Origin of the sequence: Streptomyces carminius, assembly GCF_002794255.1 — a bacterium.
Classification (GTDB): Bacteria; Actinomycetota; Actinomycetes; order Streptomycetales; family Streptomycetaceae; genus Streptomyces; species Streptomyces carminius.
Map to the genome: position 1 here is coordinate 2,501 of NZ_PGGW01000018.1, position 17,907 is coordinate 20,407.

11 protein-coding genes (1 of these 11 running past the window's edge) are annotated in these 17,907 nt (G+C 75.5%); 7 read left to right on the top strand and 4 right to left on the bottom strand.

The window, feature by feature from the left end; translation table 11 throughout:
* A protein-coding gene (locus tag CUT44_RS06090; RefSeq protein WP_199185628.1) for an ATP-binding SpoIIE family protein phosphatase crosses the window boundary here: on the bottom strand, positions 1–1,507 show its 5' portion. It extends 275 nt beyond the left edge of the window; 1,507 of the gene's 1,782 nt are visible here — the first part of the coding sequence; its start codon is at positions 1,505–1,507; the stop codon falls past the left edge of the window.
* Positions 1,508–1,739: 232 nt separating this feature from the next.
* On the bottom strand, positions 1,740–3,152 hold the full coding sequence (locus tag CUT44_RS06095) for an NAD(P)/FAD-dependent oxidoreductase (protein ID WP_269846167.1): 1,413 nt from the start codon (positions 3,150–3,152) through the stop codon (positions 1,740–1,742).
* Between the two features lie 332 nt (positions 3,153–3,484).
* Between CUT44_RS06095 and CUT44_RS06100 the strand changes: the two genes are divergently transcribed.
* Both CUT44_RS06100 and CUT44_RS06105 read left to right on the top strand, forming a co-directional pair.
* Positions 3,485–4,342: a TetR/AcrR family transcriptional regulator gene (locus CUT44_RS06100; RefSeq protein WP_100201134.1), complete on the top strand. Its 858-nt coding sequence runs from the start codon at positions 3,485–3,487 to the stop codon at positions 4,340–4,342.
* Positions 4,343–5,326: 984 nt separating this feature from the next.
* Entirely contained in the window at positions 5,327–7,309 is a 1,983-nt protein-coding gene (locus CUT44_RS06105) for an NPCBM/NEW2 domain-containing protein (protein WP_233221258.1), read from the top strand.
* Positions 7,310–7,493: 184 nt separating this feature from the next.
* Here the strand turns inward: CUT44_RS06105 and CUT44_RS06110 are convergent, their stop codons facing one another.
* Complete coding sequence (locus tag CUT44_RS06110; protein WP_100201136.1) at positions 7,494–9,749, bottom strand: asparagine synthase-related protein; 2,256 nt, start codon at positions 9,747–9,749, stop codon at positions 7,494–7,496.
* Between the two features lie 655 nt (positions 9,750–10,404).
* On the opposite strand from CUT44_RS06110, the gene CUT44_RS06115 reads away from it, so the two are divergent.
* The 3 genes from CUT44_RS06115 (at position 10,405) to CUT44_RS06125 (ending at position 14,690) form a co-directional block, all read left to right on the top strand.
* A complete protein-coding gene (locus tag CUT44_RS06115) occupies positions 10,405–11,904 on the top strand; it encodes an MFS transporter (RefSeq protein ID WP_100201137.1) in 1,500 nt (499 codons plus the stop codon).
* A 111-nt stretch (positions 11,905–12,015) separates the two neighbouring features.
* Entirely contained in the window at positions 12,016–13,308 is a 1,293-nt protein-coding gene (gene lhgO, locus CUT44_RS06120) for an L-2-hydroxyglutarate oxidase (protein ID WP_100201170.1), read from the top strand.
* 260 nt (positions 13,309–13,568) lie between these two features.
* The gene (locus tag CUT44_RS06125) at positions 13,569–14,690 is read left to right on the top strand and encodes a helix-turn-helix domain-containing protein (protein WP_100201138.1); all 1,122 of its coding nucleotides are present in this window, start codon (positions 13,569–13,571) and stop codon (positions 14,688–14,690) included.
* Here the strand turns inward: CUT44_RS06125 and CUT44_RS06130 are convergent.
* Complete coding sequence (locus CUT44_RS06130; RefSeq protein ID WP_100201139.1) at positions 14,672–15,187, bottom strand: hypothetical protein; 516 nt, start codon at positions 15,185–15,187, stop codon at positions 14,672–14,674. The two genes, CUT44_RS06125 and CUT44_RS06130, sit on opposite strands and share 19 nt — an antisense overlap.
* 344 nt (positions 15,188–15,531) lie before the next feature.
* On the opposite strand from CUT44_RS06130, the gene thyX reads away from it, so the two are divergent.
* On the top strand, positions 15,532–16,317 hold the full coding sequence (gene thyX, locus CUT44_RS06135; RefSeq protein WP_100201140.1) for an FAD-dependent thymidylate synthase: 786 nt from the start codon (positions 15,532–15,534) through the stop codon (positions 16,315–16,317).
* A gap of 112 nt (positions 16,318–16,429) precedes the next feature.
* On the top strand, positions 16,430–17,773 hold the full coding sequence (locus CUT44_RS06140) for an alpha/beta hydrolase (protein ID WP_199185629.1): 1,344 nt from the start codon (positions 16,430–16,432) through the stop codon (positions 17,771–17,773).
* Positions 17,774–17,907 lie beyond the last annotated feature (134 nt).

A 17,907-nucleotide genomic window follows, 5' to 3' on the forward strand; every position in this document is an offset into this window, starting at 1 on the left:
CACCCAGGTCGTGCAGTTCCGCCGGGAAGCGCCAACTGGCCAGGACTCCGGAGGCGAAGGCGCGGGCCCGGGGCGCGGCCTCGTTGCCGCCGAGGAGGTCGAGCGCGGCGTTGTGGAAGAGCTCCGCGTCATGACCGGTGCGGACCGGGTGCTGGAGGACGAGGAGGGCCACGTCGTCGTCGTGTTCCGCGGTGATGCCCAGGGCCCGCTGGAGCCGGTCGCAGACGATCTGCGGGGTGCCGGTGGCTCCGGCGAAGGCTCCTTCCAGGGCGTCGATGCCCTGGTCGATGTCGGCGTCGCGCCGCTCCACCAGGCCGTCGGTGTAGAGCACGGCGGCGGAGCCGGGGCCGAAGGCGACCGGGGCGGAGGTGTGCAGCCAGCCGCCGGTGCCCAGCGGGGGGCCGGTGGCGGCCTCGGCGCGGTGGACGGTGCCGTCCGGGTCGCGGACGAGGATCGGCATGTGGCCGGCGGAGGCGTACACCAGACGGCCCTCGTTGGGGTCGTGGACGGCGTAGACGCAGGTGGCGATCTGGTTGGGGTCGATCTCGGCGGCGAGTCCGTCGAGGAGCTGGAGCACCTCGTGGGGCGGCAGGTCCAGCCGGGCGTACGCGCGGACGGCGGTGCGCAGCTGGCCCATGACGGCGGCGGCCCGTACCCCGCGGCCCATCACATCGCCGATGACGAGGGCGGTGCGGCCCGCGCCGAGGGTGATGACGTCGTACCAGTCGCCGCCGACCGCCGCCTCCGTGCCGCCCGGCTGGTAGGCGGCGGCGACCCGCAGGTCGTCGGGCTGTTCCAGCTGCTGCGGCAGCAGGCTGCGCTGGAGGGTGACGGCGGCCTCGCGCTGGCGCCGCTCGCTGGCGCGCAGCCGTTCGGCGACCTCGATCTGGTCGGTCACCTCGGCCGCGAAGACGAGGACGCCCCGCTCCGGCTCCGGGCCGGGCAGTTCGATGGGGGTGCAGGTGAAGGTGTAGTAGCCCGGACGGGTGCGGCCGGGACGGGCGGGGACGCGGCGGGACTTGACCGTGCGGGGTCTGCCGCTGCGCAGGACCTGGTCCATCAGCGGGAGCAGGCCCAGCTCGGCCAGTTCGGGAAGGGCCTCGGCGGCGGGCGCGCCGGGGGTGCGCGGGCCGAAGACGTCGGTGTAGGCGCCGTTGACGAACGCGACACGGTGGCCGGGGCCGTGAACGAGGGCGACCAGCGCCGGGAGGTGTCCGAGCAGGTCCTGCACGGACAGGGCGCCGATGCCGCGGCCGGCCGCGGTCGTCGCGGCTGCCCCGGCCGTGACCGCCGTGACGGCGGCCGTCGTACCGATCCGGTCCGGCGCCTCCGCCCCGTCGGTCTCCGGGGCGGAGGCGCCGTCCTGCTCGTTCCGGGTTTCGTTCCGGGCGGCCGGTACGGCGCCGGGCGGGCCGGCCGGTGCCTGGGGCCTGCGCCGTACCGCCCGGGCGGCGGCGATACGCCGCGGTGTGCCGGGCAGCCGGGCGCTCCAGCGCGTGAAGTTCACTGCGTGCGGTCCGATCCAAGTTCCGATGAGTCTGCGTATGCGTCTGTGTCTGCTGCTGCGATGCGTGTGGGTGCCGGTGGGATCCGCTCGCGGGAACGTCCGCGGAGCCGTGCGCCGTTCCGCCCGGGCGTCCGTCCGTGTGACGGCCGGACCGGCGCCGGCCGGCTGCCCTTCACCGGCGCGGGCCCGCCCATCGTCACACGCACAGTGTGGCCGACGGGGCCGACATCCGTCAGGATCCCCTGGGACGGCGGTCGGTGCCCGCGGCGAGCTCGAACTCGGCACGCGGATGTTCCAGCGACCCGAGCGAGACGATCTCACGTTTGAACAGTCCGGCCAGCGTCCATTCGGCGAGGATGCGCGTTTTCCGGTTGGCGGTCGGCATCCGGTTCAGGTGGTACATACGGTGCAGCCACCAGGCGGGGTAGCCCTTGAGCTTGCGGCCGTAGACATGCGCGACACCCTTGTGGAGGCCGAGCGACGCGACGGACCCGGCAAGGGCGTGCCGGTACTCCCCGAGCTCCTCGCCGCGCAGCGACGCCACCAGGTTGTCGGCCAGGACACGGGCCTGGCGCAGGGCGTGCTGGGCGTTGGGGGCGCACATCCGGGCCGGCTCCCCCTCACCGTCCCCCACGCCTCCGGTCCGGGGGGCGTCCTCCGCCGCCAGGTCCGGGACGGCGGCGGCGTCTCCGGCGGCCCAGACGTGCTCGGTCCCCTCGACGCGCAACCGGGCGGTGCAGCGCAGCCGGCCGCGGTCGTCGCGGGGGAGGTCGGTGGCGGCGAGCACGGGATGGGGTTTGACGCCCGCCGTCCACACGAGGGTGCGACAGGGGTGGCGGGAGCCGTCGCTCAGTACGGCGACCCGGTTCGCACAGCTCTCCAGCCGGGTCCGGAGGCGTACGTCGATGTTGCGGCCGCGCAGCTCGCGGACGGCGTACCGGCCCAGTGCCCCGCCGACCTCGGGGAGGATGCGATCGGCCGCCTCGACCAGGATCCACTTCTGGTCCCGGGGGCGGATGTTGTGGTAATAGCGGCAGGCGTAGCGGGCCATGTCCTCCAGTTCGGCGAGGGCCTCCACCCCCGCGTAGCCGCCGCCGACGAAGACAAAGGTGAGGGCGGCGGCGCGGATGCCGGGGTCGCGGGTGGAGGAGGCGATGTCGAGCTGTTCGAGGACGTGGTTGCGCAGGCCGATGGCCTCCTCGATGGTCTTGAAGCCGATGCCGTGGTCGGCGAGGCCGGGGACCGGGAGGGCACGGGAGACGGAGCCCGGGGCGAGGACGAGTTCGTCGTAGGGCAGCTCGACGGGGCCGGCGCCGGCCTCCCCGGTGGCGGGGGTCTCGGCGGTGACGACGCGCCTGGCGTGGTCGACGGCCTTCGCCTCGCCCACCAGGACCCGGCAGTGCGGCAGCACCCGGCGCAGGGGCACGACGACATGGCGAGGCGAGATGGACCCGGCGGCCGCCTCGGGCAGGAACGGCTGGTAGGTCATGTACGGCTCGGGGCCGAGGACGGTGATCTCCACGCCGCCGTTCCCGTCCCGCGCGCGTCTCAGTTCCTTCTTCAGGCGCCGCTGGAGGCGCAGGGCGGTGTACATGCCTACGTAGCCGCCGCCGACCACGAGAATGCGCGCGGGTTCCTTCGTCACCTGTCCATGACGCACCCGCGGACGCACGTTTGTCCACAGGTCGGGAGAATCGTATGACCGTCGGAAGGGCGGGGCCCGGACTGTTCCCTTCGCCTGCCCGGCGAGTGAAACCGCAGGTGGAGGCAGGAATGCGCATATGCCGGCGCGGTGCCGGAGGAGGCGGTCGCGACGTACTCCGATCAGAGTGGGGACGTGGCGGAACAACGCTCTTTCTCTGGTGACCGGGCCTCAACTATGTTCGTAGGACGCCGGGGCGGAGTCATGACCGTAGCCCCGGCGGCAAGGGCGGGGAGTCTCCGGGGGGAGACTGCTCATTACCGGGGGAACACAACATGCATATTCAGGGCATTCAGGGCTCTCGTTGGTCGACCGCCGTCGTCTCGGACTCGTCCGCGGAGAGCGGCGCCACTCACGCGGTCGGCGGAGGGAGCGTCGGGGGAGGCGGGCGCACGACCCCGCTGCGGGTCGACGCCCAGCGCAATCTGGAGCACGTTCTGCGTGCCGCGCGCGAGGTCTTCGGCGAGTCGGGATACGGCGCTCCGATGGAGGACGTGGCGCGTCGGGCTCGGGTCGGAGTCGGCACGGTCTACCGGCGTTTTCCCAGCAAGGACGTACTGGTGCGGCGGATCGCCGAGGAGGAGACGGCGCGGCTGACCGAGCAGGCGCGGACGGCGCTGCGGCAGGAGGAGGAGCCGTGGCCGGCGCTCTCCCGGTTCCTGCGCACCTCGGTGGCCTCGGGTGCGGGGCGGCTGCTGCCGCCCCGAATACTGCGGGTCGACTCGTCGGACGACGAGTCGGCCGAAGGCAGCGGTGGTGAACGCGGCGGGTCGCGGACACCGCGGGGCAGCGGGCACGGGCAGCCGGGGCTTCGGCTGGTGGACGACCGGATGGCCTCGGGGGCGGGGCCGGAGACGGCCGGCCGGCGGGACGACGAGGACGACGCGGGGGCGGCGGCGCTGCTCGACGTGGTCGGACAGTTGGTGGAGCGGGCCCAGGCGGCCGGTGAGCTGCGCTCCGACGTGACCGTCTCGGACGTACTGCTGGTGATAGCGACGGCGGCGCCTTCCCTGCCGAACGCGGCGCAGCAGGCGGCGGCCTCGGAACGGCTGCTCGACATCCTGCTGGAGGGACTGAGGCCGCGGACCGGCAGGCCCGCGAAGGCCGGACGAGTCGGCGGGACCGACTTCTGAGGTTCCCGAGGCTCCGCGGGTTTCCGGGGTTCCCGGGGTTTCCGGGGTTTCCGGGGTTTCCCGGGCGCCTGCGGTCGTCCGCCGTGACCGGGCCGGACGGGGCGGAGCAGGGGGCGGCCGGGCCGGAGACCACCTGACCGGAGGGCTGGGGCGAGCCGGGGGACGGCCCGGAGCCGGTCGACGGGGGTCGGGGCGGGCCGGGCGCTGTCGGAACGGAAGGATCCCTCCTGTGGCGGTCGGCCGAGGCCGGCCGCCACAGGGCCGGGACGATCCGGGCGGTGCGGTCGGGCGGTGCGGTCGGGCGGTGCGGTCGGGCGGTGCGGTCGGGCGGAGTATCCGTAACAGCCCTTCGGAGTGCTCGTTTCCCCGCTGTGGTCAGCCGGAACGGTCCTTCGGGGTGGCCGGAGGTGTTGGAGGGGCGGCGCGGAAGCGGACTCGCCGCAGGGGCTTCGGTTGCCCGTTTGCGGCGTGCCGGTCGCTCCCGGCTCGCTTTCCGGGCCCTTATCGGCCACCTTCTGCCCGTTGCCGATCCGTTGGGTCCGGCAGCAGACCGCTGTAGAGATGCTTTCCGGCCAACTTCGGTCGGGCGCCGGTAGGTCCCGACCGACCCCGCGCTCCGTGGGAGCGCTCCTATACAGCGTGGAGGCCGTTCATACCCGCCACTTCGCGGTTCGCCGCCCCGGACGGGTGATTGAGAAGCTTCCTCGAAGCCCGCGCCACCACCGTTGTGACACGCTTTGCCGGTGTTCGGTGGCAACGGTGTGTACGGGGGTCCTCGCTGTGGGTGTTGACGAGTGGGAGGAGTCGCACGGTCCGGGGAGCGCGCACGGAACGGACGGGCCGGACGAGGCGGGCGGACCTGTGCCGCGGCGGCGTTCGGAGAACTCCGAACGTCCTGCGAGCGGAGGGAACCCAGCGAGCGCAGAGGACCCGGATGATCCGGATGGCGGAGAGGGCAGGGGGAGCGGGGAGGACGGGGAGGAGGTGTCACCGAGCGACACCGAGTTGGTGTCGCGGATGCGCGGCGGGGACACCACCGCGTACGAGGAGTTCCGTCGGCGGCACTACGGCGCGGTGCGCCGCTACACCGGCCACTGCTGCCGGACCTCGTCCGCCGCGGACGCCCTGGCCGACGAGGTCTTCGCGCGGACACTGCTGACCGTGCGCGACGGCACGGGCCCGGACACGGCGATGCGCGTCCAGCTGCTGACGGTCGTCCGGCAGGTGGCGGCGGCCTGGGGACGTACGGCCTGCTGGGAGCAGTTGGCCGAGGAGTTCGCGGTGTTCGCCGTGGCGGCCGACTCGCCGGGCAGCGGTGAGTCCTTCGAGTCGGACGCGGACGTACGGGCCATGTGGCGGGCCGAGCGCTCGACGGTGGTGGACGCCTTCCGCCGCCTGCCCGAGCGCTGGCAGGTGGTGCTGTGGCACACCGTCGTCGAGAACGAGCCGCCGCGCGGGGCCGCGCCGCTGCTGGGGCTGACGGCACGGGCGGCGGAGCGGCTCGCCCACCGGGCCGAGGAGGGACTGCGGCAGGCGTACCTGCACGCGCACATCGGCCGGGCGCGGGCGGCGGGCGGGGACTGCGCACGCCATGTCGACCGGCTGGGCGCGTACACCCGCCGGAGCCGGCGGACGCGGCCGGGGCGGGGAGTGCACAGGCACCTGGAGCAGTGCGTGGACTGCCGGTCGGCCGCGTGGGACGCCGGGGACGTCCGCGAACGGCTGCGGTTGCTGCTGCCGGTGGCGGTCATGGGCTGGGGCGCGGCCGAGTACTCGGCGCACCCGGGGTACTCGGCCCGCTCGGCGTACTCGGCCGCGGGTGAGTACGGCTTCCACCGGATGGGGCCGTACCCGCGTCCGGCGGAGACGGCCGGTGCGGCGGGCTACGCGGTGGTGGGCGTCCTGGACGAGGGTGCCGTGCCGGGGTCGGCGGGCGAAGTGGGGTGGGCCGGCCCGCCGGGGTCGGCGAGGGCCGCCCGCGGAAAGGGTCCGGCCGGCCGGGGGTGCCTGCTCGACGCACCGGGCGGCCGGCCGGGCGCGGACGGCACGACGGTGTCCGACGGCCTGGGTGCCACCGCGAAGGCCGGTGTCACCGCGGGTGTGATGGCCGCCGCGGTGGCCACCGCGCTGACGCTGGCGCTGGTCGGCGACGGCCAGCGGCCCCGCGGACCGCAGCCGGGCACGGGAAGCCCGGGTCCCGCCGCGACTCTGCCCGACACCGCGGACGGCGCGGGTACGGGCGCGGAGGTGAAGGGCTCCCGGTTACGTGATCTGGAGGTGGCGGCCGCGGAGCCGGACGCGGATGCGGTGGTGGGTGCGGGAGTGGCGGGTCCGGGGCGACGGGCCGGTGCGCCCGCCGGCCGGGCGGACCGGCCCGGTGATCCGGCGGGGAACGCGTCCGTCCCCCCGGCTGCGCCGGGTTCCCCGGGCCGGGGCGTCGTTCCGGACGTTCCGGGGTCCGTCCGGCCGGATGTCGGCAGCCCGCTGGTCTCCCCGCCGCCCGCGCCGTCCGCACGGCCTCCGGCGCGCTCCGGGCCCGCCGTCCACCGGCTGGAGCGGCTGTACCGGGACGGGCCCGGTGCCGGTGGGCCCGATGTCCGCAGGGACGAGAGCGGCTGGCTGTGGCCCCGTTCCCACCTGTACGTCGACGGGCGGGACCGCGGCCCCGGCGTGACGGTGCGCGCCGGTTCGTCGGTGGTGGTCGAGGTGGGCGGGGCCTGCACCGTGTTCGAGGCGCTGGCCGGGGTGGACGATCTGACGTTGGGCCGGGGCGCGGTCCGCTTCGCCGTCCACGCCGACGGGGTCCGGCTGTGGCGGTCGGACCTCCTCCGCAGGGGTGACGCGCCGGTGCCGGTACGGGTGCCGCTCACCGGGCGGCGCACGGTCCGGCTGGTGGTCGAGGCGCCCACCGTTGTGGACCAGGCGGTCCTGGCGGACTGGGCCCGGGCGCGGTTCCACTGCCGCTGACCGTCCCGTCCGGTCGCACCGCACGCGCCCGTGGCACCCCGGGCACCGCGGAAAGGGACCGCCGGATCGCGGGAAACGCGGGAAACGCGGGAAACGCGGGAAACGCGGGAAACGCGGGAAATACGGGAAACGCGGGAAAGGTGCCGGGCCGGACGCCGGACACCGTCCGGTGTCCGGCGGGACGTCACAGGCTCGGACGCTGCGGCACCCCGCCGGCCACCGCCCGCTGACGCGGCGCGGCGGTGCCCGTCCAGCAGCTCCCCCGGCGGGCCAGCAGCCGCCGCAGCCAGACCTCGGTGGAGACCAGTTCCGCCAGCCCGTCCAGCGGCAGCGGCTCGCCCTCGGCGGCCGCCCGCAGTGCCCGGCGGACGACCCGGGCCTCCACCAGTCCGGCGTCGGCGAGCAGCGGGGCGTCGAAGAGGTCGATGAGCTCACCGACCCGGCTCCGCAGCCCGGTCCGTGCCGCCGCCGTGTCCGTGACCTGGGAGGGAACGCCCCAGCCGGGCGGCAGTTCGCGGATGCCCGCCCCGGTCAGGACGGCGCGCAGCACCGAGGCCCGCGCCCCCGGCTGGACGCGCAGGGCCTCGGGCAGGGCCCGGCAGGCGCGTACGACCTGGTTGTCCAGGAAGGGCGCGTGCAGCCGCTGGCTGCGCACCTCGGCGGCCTGCTCCAGCAGGCGGTGGTCGGCGGCCAGCCGGCCCAGTGCGGCGCGCGCCCGCCGCTCCCCCGGCCGGGTGCCGGTCTCGTCGGGCACCGGGCGGAGCGCGGCCTGCTCCAGCCGAATCGATACTTCCGCCAGCACCTCACCCGTCAGCCAGCGCGCGGCCGGTCCCGGCCGGCACCAGGCGAGGGCGGCCAGCGAGGCGTCGAGCGCTCCGTACGCGCCGGCCCCGTTACCGGTCCCGCCACCCGCGCTCGCGCCCGCGCCCGCACCGGCGCCCGCGCCGTCCGGTCCGGCGCCGTACGCCCCGACCACGGCCGGTTCGTGCTCGCGCAGCCGCCGCGCGGCGTCCAGCATCCCGTCCCGGTACGGGGTGCGGGCCAGCCGCCGCGCCGCCCGGTAGACGGTGAGCGGCACGAGCACCGACCGTCCGGGCGGGCCCTCCGCCCTGGCCAGCGCCGTGACGGGCCGCAGCAGGTGGCGGCGGCGCCGGTCCAGCAGCAGGTCGGCCAGCCGGGCCGGGTGCCCGTCGAGCACCTGCCGGGCGCCGTAGCCGCCGAGCTGGTCGGCGCTGCCCGCGGCCAGCCGCCGCCGGTGCCGTTCGGCGGTGATCAGCGAGGGGCCCGGTTCGTCGGTGAGCGGCCCGTCGACGAGCGGGCCGCCGTCCGGTCCGGCGTACGGCAGGGCCTCCTCGCCGAGCGCCACGACGACATGGTGCAGCCGCGGGTTCTCGGCGATGCTGCGGGCCCGCTCCAGTTCGGCCGCGCGGCCCGCGGGCAGCCCCTGGGTGCCGGGCGCGCCGAGGGTGTCGAGGGGGTCGAGGGCGCCGAGGGTGAGGTCGTTGAAGGTGACGGCGAGCAGCCGTTCGCCGGCCGCCGTCCCCGCCGTGCCGAAGACGGTGCCCGGCATGCCCGGCAGTCCGGCGGCCAGCAGCGCGAGTGTCGCGGAGGCGCTGCCGCCGGACAGGTCGGCGCCGATGCCGGGCGCGGGGCCGCGCGGCGGGCGGCCCGCGCGGCGCTGGGCGGGGCCCATGCCGGGGACCGGGCCGGGGTCGAGGTCGTCGAGGTCGGGCACGGGGGCGTGGCGCGGGGCGGCCAGCCGTACCCGTACCGCCTCCACCAGGGCGTCGCGGATGCCCGCGATCGCGTCGTCGGCGTCGACCGGGGTGGCGGCGACGACGGTGGGGACGGCGGGTTCGTAGCCGACGGTCTCCCGGCTGCTGCCGTCGCGCAGGATCAGGGCGTGGCCGGGCGGTACGCGCCGCACCCCGGCGTACGGGGTGCCGTCGCCCAGTGCCTCGGGCACGTCGGGGCAGGCCAGCAGGGCGGCGAGGTGTCCGACGTCGAGCTGGGCCTCGATCAGGTCGGCCAGCGGCAGGGCCGCGGTGGCGTAGGCGGTGCCGCCCGCCCACGGGGTGTGGAAGACGGGCCGGGCGCCGGCGAGGTCGGTGGTGACGGTGATACGGCGGCCGATGCGCACCACGGCGGTGTAGCTGCCGGGCCAGGCGGTCAGATGGCGCAGGGCGCCGCCGCGGGCGGCGAACAGCCCGACGCGCAGCTGTTCGTCGGAGGCGCCGCAACAGCCCAGTACCGCGAGCCGGTTGCCGCCGTCGACCTCGACGACGCGCACCTCGTCGGGGCGCCAGTCACCGACCGCCCACAGCGGGTCGGGGCCGTCCCACAGCTGCTGCGCGCCGACCGGCCGGATCTCCCGCCCGGGCCGCGGCACGGTGCCCGAGCCGCGCGCGTTGTCCGCGGCCCATCCCACCAACCACCGCATCCCCGCCTCCGCATGGGCCCAGAGCCGCCGGCGGCCGGCCGGCCGCCGGCTGTCAACTGCCGTCGCTGCGGACCATGCTGCCACGGGATGGGCGCGCGGGAGACGTACCGGTGCGCGGACGCGCGGATGTCGGGCGTCGGTCGTCGACGCCCTTACCGGTTGCCGAACGGTCGCATCGCAAACAGCGTCATTCGGCCAAATATTTGCCGTGAAATATGCCGCACGAAATTTCGTGCGAACGTCCTCGGCAGTCCGGGAGGCATCGTCGCCTCCCGGACCGTACCGCCGCCCGCGGGGAATGGGGCGACGGCTTTCCCCCAGCCCACTGTGTCCAGTTCAGCGGGCCGACCCACGCAGCACCCATGGAAGCGCTTCCCCTCCGCGCCGCACAGAGCGCACGGACCGGCGCACCGGCACACACCCGGAGCACACGCCGCACGTGCATGCCCGACCGGGCCCGGACGCTCCCGAACCCGCCCCGCGGCGGCCCGGAAAGCGTTCGCACATTGCCGATCGCGTACTCCCGCACGGAGTCGAATCCCGCCATCCCCTCGGACGCCCCTTAACGGTAGGGATGCGGCGAACTACGCTGGGTTGACGGAATGCCCCGTGCGCGGCACGGGGCGGCCGTCGGCTGTGGGTCAGGGGTGCGCGCATGTCCAGGGAGCCACGCGGTCCGAACGAGAAACTCGGCGCCGTTCTCGCCCTCGCGGGAATCAGCAACGCCGGACTCGCCCGCCGGGTCAACGACCTCGGCGCACAGCGGGGGTTGAGCCTCCGGTACGACAAGACTTCGGTCGCCCGGTGGGTGTCCAAGGGCATGGTGCCCCAGGGCGCCGCGCCGCACCTCATCGCCGCCGCGATCGGCAGCAAACTGGGACGTCCCGTTCCGCTGCACGAGATCGGGCTGGCGGACGCCGACCCGACCCCGGAGGTGGGCCTGGCCTTCCCGCGCGACGTGGGCGCGGCGGTGCGCTCGGCGACGGAGCTGTACCGGCTCGACCCGGCCGGCCGGCGGGGTGGCGGCGGCGGCGTCTGGCAGTCCCTGGCGGGCTCGTTCTCGGTGAACGCCTACGCCCTCCCCACCTCCCGCTGGCTGATAACCCCGGCCGACAGCTCGGTCGCGCGGGACGCGGCGGCCCTGGCGAAGGCCGCGGAGCGGGACCGGCGGCGGACCAGGTCCTCGTCGGATCCCCCGTGCCCGGGCTCCTCCCTCCCACCGCCCGCCCCGGCGCATCTGCGCGTCGGCCACAGCGATGTGGCCAAACTGCGGGAGGCCGCCCAGGAGGCGCGCCGCTGGGACTCCAAGTACGGCGGCGGCGACTGGCGTTCGTCGATGGTGCCCGAGTGCCTGCGGGTGGACGCCACCCCGCTGCTGCTGGGCTCCTACAGCGACGAGGTGGGCCGCGCGCTGTTCGGCGCCACCGCCGAACTGACCCGGCTGGCCGGGTGGATGGCCTTCGACACCGGCCAGCAGGAGGCCGCGCAGCGCTACTACATCCAGGCGCTGCGGCTGGCCCGGGCGGCGGCCGACGTACCGCTGGGCGGCTACGTCCTGGCGTCGATGTCGCTGCAGGCGACGTACCGCGGCTTCGCCGACGAGGGCGTGGACCTGGCGCAGGCCGCGCTGGAGCGCAACCGGGGCCTGGCCACGGCCCGCACGATGAGCTTCTTCCACCTGGTCGAGGCCCGGGCCCACGCCAAGGCGGACGACGAGGCGGCCTGCGGTACGGCGCTGGCGGCGGCCGAGGGCTGGCTGGAGCGCTCCCGGGACGGCGATCCGGACCCGTCCTGGCTGGAGTTCTACTCCTACGACCGGCTCGCCGCCGACGCCGCCGAGTGCTACCGCGACCTGAAGGCGCCGGGCCAGGTGCGCCGCTTCACCGCGCAGGCGCTGTCGCGGCCGACGGAGGAGTACGCCCGCTCGCACGGACTGCGGCTGGTGGTCTCGGCGGTCGCGGAGCTGGAGTCGGGCAATCTGGACGCGGCCTGTGCGGCGGGCACCCGGGCGGTGGAGGTCGCCGGGCGGATCTCCTCGGCACGGACGAACGAGTACGTGCGGGACCTGATGCACCGGCTGGAGCCGTACGGCCACGAGCCGCGGGTGGCGGAGCTGCGGGAGCGGGCGCGCCCGCTGCTGGCGGCGCAGGCGTGACGGGTGCCGTGACGGGTGCCGTGGCGAGGACGGCTGCACCGGGCGGCTGCACCGGGCGGCGGGTGATCCGGGGCGTCCGGTGAGGGTTGCCTGTCAGTGCCACGGGCCATGATGGAAGACGTGTCCACTGTCTCCTCGGCGTTCACGGTCTCCCCCGGCTCCCCGGCGGCCCCCGCGCGGCGCGCCGCGTACGACTGCGACGTGCTGGTGGTCGGCGGCGGCATCGTCGGGCTGGCGGCGGCGTACGCGCTCACCCGGCTCCGGCCCGGCCTCAAGGTGGTGGTCCTGGAGAAGGAGCCCGGCCCGGCCCGGCACCAGACCGGCCGCAACAGCGGAGTGATCCACAGCGGCGTCTACTACCGGCCCGGCTCGCTCAAGGCGCGGTTCGCGGTGCGGGGCGCGGCGGAGACGGTGAAGTTCTGCGCCGAGCACGGCATCCCGCACCGGATCACGGGCAAGCTGATCGTCGCCACCGAGCGGGCGGAGCTGCCCCGGCTGCACGCCCTGGTGCAGCGCGGCCGGAAGAACGGCATCCCGGTGCGGGAGCTGGGCCCGGCCCAGATCATCGAGTACGAGCCGCATGTGCGCGGCCTGGCGGCGATCCACGTGGGCACCACCGGCGTCTGCGACTTCGGCGCGGTCGCCGCCGAGCTGGCCCGGCTGGTGTCGGCGGCCGGGGGCGAGGTGCGCTGCGGCGCCGAGGTGGCGGCCGTGGACCGCCGCCCGGGGCTCGGCGTGGCCGTCCGTACGGCGGCGGGCGCGGTGGTGCGGGCCCGGGCCATGGTGAACTGCGCGGGGCTGCACTGCGACCGCGTCGCCGCCCTGGCGGGCGACGTACCGCCGGTGCGGATCGTGCCGTTCCGGGGCGAGTACCACGAACTGGCCCCGGAGCGTGCCGGGCTGGTGCGGGGCCTGGTCTATCCGGTGCCGGATCCGGCGTTCCCGTTCCTGGGCGTGCATCTCACGCGCGGGGTGGACGGCTCGGTCCACCTCGGGCCCAACGCCGTGCCGGCCCTGGCCCGGGAGGGCTACGGCCGGGGCACCCTCCGCCCCCGCGAGCTGGCCGGGACGCTGGCCTGGCCTGGCACCTGGCGCGTCGCCCGCCGCCACTGGCGGTACGGCGCGGGCGAGTTGCGCCGCTCGCTGTCGAAGACGGCCTTCACCGAGGCGGTGCGGCGGCTGCTGCCGGAGGTGGACGCGGCGGATCTGCGTCCGGCCCCGTCGGGCGTGCGGGCCCAGGCGGTCGGGCCGGACGGCGCGCTGGTGGACGACTTCCTGATCACCGGGGGTCCGCACACCGTCCATGTCCTCAACGCCCCGTCCCCGGCGGCGACGGCCGCCCTGCCGATCGGCCGCGAGGTGGCGCGCCGGGCCCTGGCGGAGCTGGACGCGGCGGTGCGCTGACCCGGCCCCCGGCCCCGGGCGGTTCCGCCCACGCCCGCGCTCCGGCCGCCGGTGCCGGGTCTCCCGGCCGCGGGTACCGCGCCGTCCCCCTTCCCCCGCGGAAACCCCCAGGTCAGTGTCTGCGGCTCCCCGGGATGCCCCGTCGGGGCGCCGCTGCTTGCCGGGACGGCGGGTGAGCTGCGAGCCTGGGGCCGCCGGCCGATCATGGCCGAGACAGCAGGACAGACCGGGGGCGGGATCGTGGAGGGGGCCTGACGTCCGTGCTGACCGAGACGGTGTTCCGGACCGAGGACCTGGGGCGGGCGGAGCGGTTCGACGCCTGGCGGGAGTGCATGCGCCGCACCGTCGCGCCGATGGAGGTCACCAGCCACCGCCTCGCCGACTTCGCGGCCTCCCAGCGTCTGCTGCACCTCGGCCGGCTGTCCGTGTGGGCGAGCACCGTCCAGCCGTGCCGCTACCGGCGAGGCCCCCGGGACATACGGAGCTCCGACCCGGAGCTGTACCACCTCACCCTGGTCCTGCCCGGCAGCGGGACCCTGGCCACCGCGCAGGCGGGCAACAGCGACGCGAGCCACGGCCGTGACATCTACCTGATCGACACCTCGCGGCCGTGCGAGGTGTGGTCACCGCCCGGCGGCTCGCCGGTCGTGGGCATCGGCATGGAGATCCCCAAACCACTGGTACCGCTGTCGCCGCTCCTCCGCCCGCACGTCGACCGGCTGCTCGGGCGGCAGATCTCCGGGCGGCGCGGTTTCGGTCTGCTGCTCGCGCAGACCCTGGTCCAGCTCGTCGGCGGGGAGCCCGGCTACCGCCCCTCGGACGTCCCGCGCCTGAACGCCCTGCTGGCCGATCTGGTGGCCGGGATGCTGGCCCAGGAGTCCGAGACCACGGCCGGGCTTCCGGCCGGGACCCGCGACCGCACCCTGGTGCTCCGCGTCCGTGAGTACGTCCGGCAGAACCTGCGTGACCCCGGGCTGTCCCCGGTCACCGTCGCCGCCGCCCACCACCTCTCCACCCGCCAGCTCCACCGCCTCTTCGAGGCCGAGGAGGAGACGGTGGCGGGCCTGATCCGCGCCGGCCGCCTGGAGGCCGCCCGCCGGGCCCTCACCGACCCGGCCCGGCGGGCGGTCCCCGTCCATGCCGTCGCCGCCGACTGGGGCTTCACGTCCCCGGCTCACTTCAGCAGGGCCTTCCGTGCCGCCTACGGTGCCCCGCCGGGCGACTACCGGCGTCGGGCGTTCGCCCCGCGGCCGGACACCGGGAGGCGGGGCACGGCCCGCGGCGGGGCCCTGTCGCGGAAGGGGGACGAGCGCCTGCCCGGGCCGGGCCGCCGGGCCCGGCCCGGGCAGGCGTCGGCCGGAGGTCAGGCGCGGCCCGAGTAGACGGCCCGGACCAGGTCCGTGCCGTTGCCGTCGTACAGCCTGACCACCACGCCCGCGCCCTCGGCGATGTTCAGGTCGACGGTGCGGATGTCGATCCTCTTCGCGGTGCCCGGAGCCTTGTAGGGCCCCTTGGTGATCTTGTTGCCGCCGGAGTAGTACTCCACGGTGGCGTAGAGGGCGTCCCCGTCGTTCTTCGTGTCGTAGATCCAGAGCTTCTCGCCCAGGGGGTGGAACTCGACCTTGCCCAGGATGTCGGAGGAGGAGTTCGGCGACGTCGCCAGGATCTTGACGCCCTTGCCGCCCGCGTCCTTCTGGAAGTAGGTCCCGTCGATCAGGTCCCCGTAGGTGCAGGGGCAGTTGTCCGTCGGGACCACGTTGACATACGCGGCCGGGTTGGGGTTGTACGCCTGGGCGGGGGCCGCGACGGTGGCGAGCAGCGCCCCGGCCGCGAGAGCCGTTCCGGTGGTGAGTGCCGCTGTCCTTCGCCGTATGCGCATACGTGTGCTCTCCGCGTTCTCGGTCGCCGGCGACGGCCGTCGTGCCGTGCCCCGCGACCGGCTTGGTCGGTCGTTGACAACGCCATGGTGGCTGGGCGGCGGACCGTGCGGCGCTCCGGTCGGGGCCCTCGGCGCGGATCGTCAATTCCCGGCGCCTTCCTGTCGCCGATCGGCAATGAAGGAGCCGGACGGCGCGGTCCGCGTGGTCCGCCGCCGGCCGACCGCTCCGCCGGTGGAACCCTCGTGGAAGCGCGGGCGAACCCGGCAACCGGCGCCCGGCTGTCCCCCGGGCAGGACGAAATGGGACACTGACCCGCACACTCCCGACCCCAACGGAGACCGTCTTGCGCCCCGTCGAACCCGAGATCCGCCTGATCGCCCGCCCCAGCCTCGACTACGGCGAGGTCGCGGCCTACCTGGCCGAGGTCGGCGGCGAGAGCTGGCTGGAGCGCCTGGACCGCGGCGACCTGGACGACGCGCAGAACCTCGCCGAGTTCGCCGGCCGCATCTGCTACCGCTCCTGGGAGCCGGGCCTGAACCCGAACGTCACCCGCATCCGCACCGAGCAGGACAAGTACCTGTCCAACATCCTGGCCTCCGCGCACGGCTCGGTGCTGGAGCACCTCAGCTTCTCCTTCGTGCTGCACAACGTGAGCCGGGTGGCCACCCACGAGCTCGTGCGGCACCGCGCCGGTACGGCCGTCTCGCAGGAGTCGCTGCGCTTCGTCCGCCTGGACGACCTGCCCTTCTGGTTCCCGGAGTGGGCCCGCCAGGACGAGGAGCTGATGGAGCGCGCCACCGACCTGCTGGGCCGGATGGAGGAGTTCCAGGGCTGGATGGCCGGGCACTTCGGACTGGACGAGGAGGGCGTGAAGTTCTCCGAGAAGAAGGCGAAGACCTCCTTCATGCGCCGCTTCGCCCCCGAGGGCGTGGCGACGGGCCTGGTGTGGACGGCGAACGTCCGCACCCTGCGGCACGTCATCGAGAACCGCACCGCGCCGGGCGCCGAGGAGGAGATCCGGCTGGTCTTCGCCAAGGTGGGCGAGCTGATGCGGCGCGAGGCCCCGGCGCTGTTCGGGGACTACACGGTCACCGACGGCGCCTGGGTGCCGGGCTGGCGCAAGGTCTGACCGTCCCCCGTCCCCCGTCGCCGTCCGCCGGGGCCCGGGTGGGGACAGCCCCACCCGGGCCCTGGTGAAGGCCCTGTTCCGGAATGCCGGATTCCGTCCGAGGATCACCCCCATGACGGAAACCGACGAGCGAGCCGACGCCACCGTCCCGCCCCGGCCGACCGCGCGCATCCGGCGCGTACGCCATCCACGCCGCGGCGCGGTGGCCGCCGCCACCGCGCTCCTGCTGTCCCTGTCCGCCGCCCCCGCCCTGGCGGCCTCCCCCGCCGCGCCCCCGCAGAACACCGCACCGCGGGCCGCCGCGCCGCACACCGCCGCGGACCACCCCCGGGGCGCGCTGCTGTCCGTCACGCCCCTGGCCGAGTGGACCGCCGCGGAGCTGAGCGAGTTCGTCGCGGCCAACGGCGCGGACGCCGCCGCCGTACGCCACGGCGTCACCACCCACCGCGTCACCTACGCCACCATCACCCCGGACGGCGCCCCGACGACCGCCTCCGCCCTCCTCGCCCTGCCCGACGGCGGCGGCGCACACCTGGCCACCGTCGCCGAACTCCACGGCACCACCGCCCACCGCGACAACGCGCCCTCCACCGGCGAGAACGTCTCCGTCCTGGGCGCCCTGCTGTACGCCTCCGGCGGCCGGGCCGCCGTCGCCCCCGACTACCTGGGCCTGGGCACCGGCCCGGGCACCCACCCGTACGTGGACAACCGCTCCTCCGTCTCCGCCTCCCTGGACGCGCTGCGCGCCGCCCGGCCCGCCGCCGCCCGGCACGGCAGGCACCTGACCGGCGAGGTGTACGTCACCGGCTTCTCGCAGGGCGGCCAGGTCGCCATGGCGCTGGGCGAGGAGCTGTCCCGGGGCGCGGACCGGCACTGGCGGCTGCGGGCGCTGGCCCCCGTCGCCGGGCCGTACGACCTGCTGGGCGAGGAGCTGCCCGCGCTCTTCGACGGGCGGATCGACGGCCGGTCCGGGGTGTTCTACCTCACCTACTTCCTCGTCGCCCAGAACCGGCTGCACCCGCTCTACGCCGATCCGCGCGAGGTCTTCCGCGAGCCGTACGCCGGCCGCGTCGAGGAGCTCTTCGACAACGACCACCAGGACCGGGAGATCGTCGGGCAGCTCCCCGCCACGGTGGCGGAGCTGCTGACCGACGAGTGGTACGAGCGGGTGCGGCACCCCACCGGCACCCTCGCGGAGGTGCTCCGGCTCAACGACGGCGTCTGCGAGTGGGCGCCGCGCGTACCGGTGAAGCTCCACACCTCCGACGGCGACCGCGACGTGCCCGTCGGCAACACCGTGAGCTGCGTACGGGAGCTGGCCGAGCGCGGGGTGCGCGCCAGGGTCGTGAACCACGGCGACGCCGGGCACGGCGCCACGTACCGGGCGGCGATCGGGCACAACGCGCGCTGGTTCGCCCGCCTGGACGCCCCGGGGCACGGCCGCCCGGTCCGCTGACCGTCCCGCCGCCCACGGCGTACGGCCGCCCGCCCGCCCGTCCCGGCGGGCGGGCGGCCGTAGACTCGTAGCCACTGTGTCCGAGAAAGCACCAGAGACCACCGCAGACACCGCTGCGGACACCACCGCAGAGA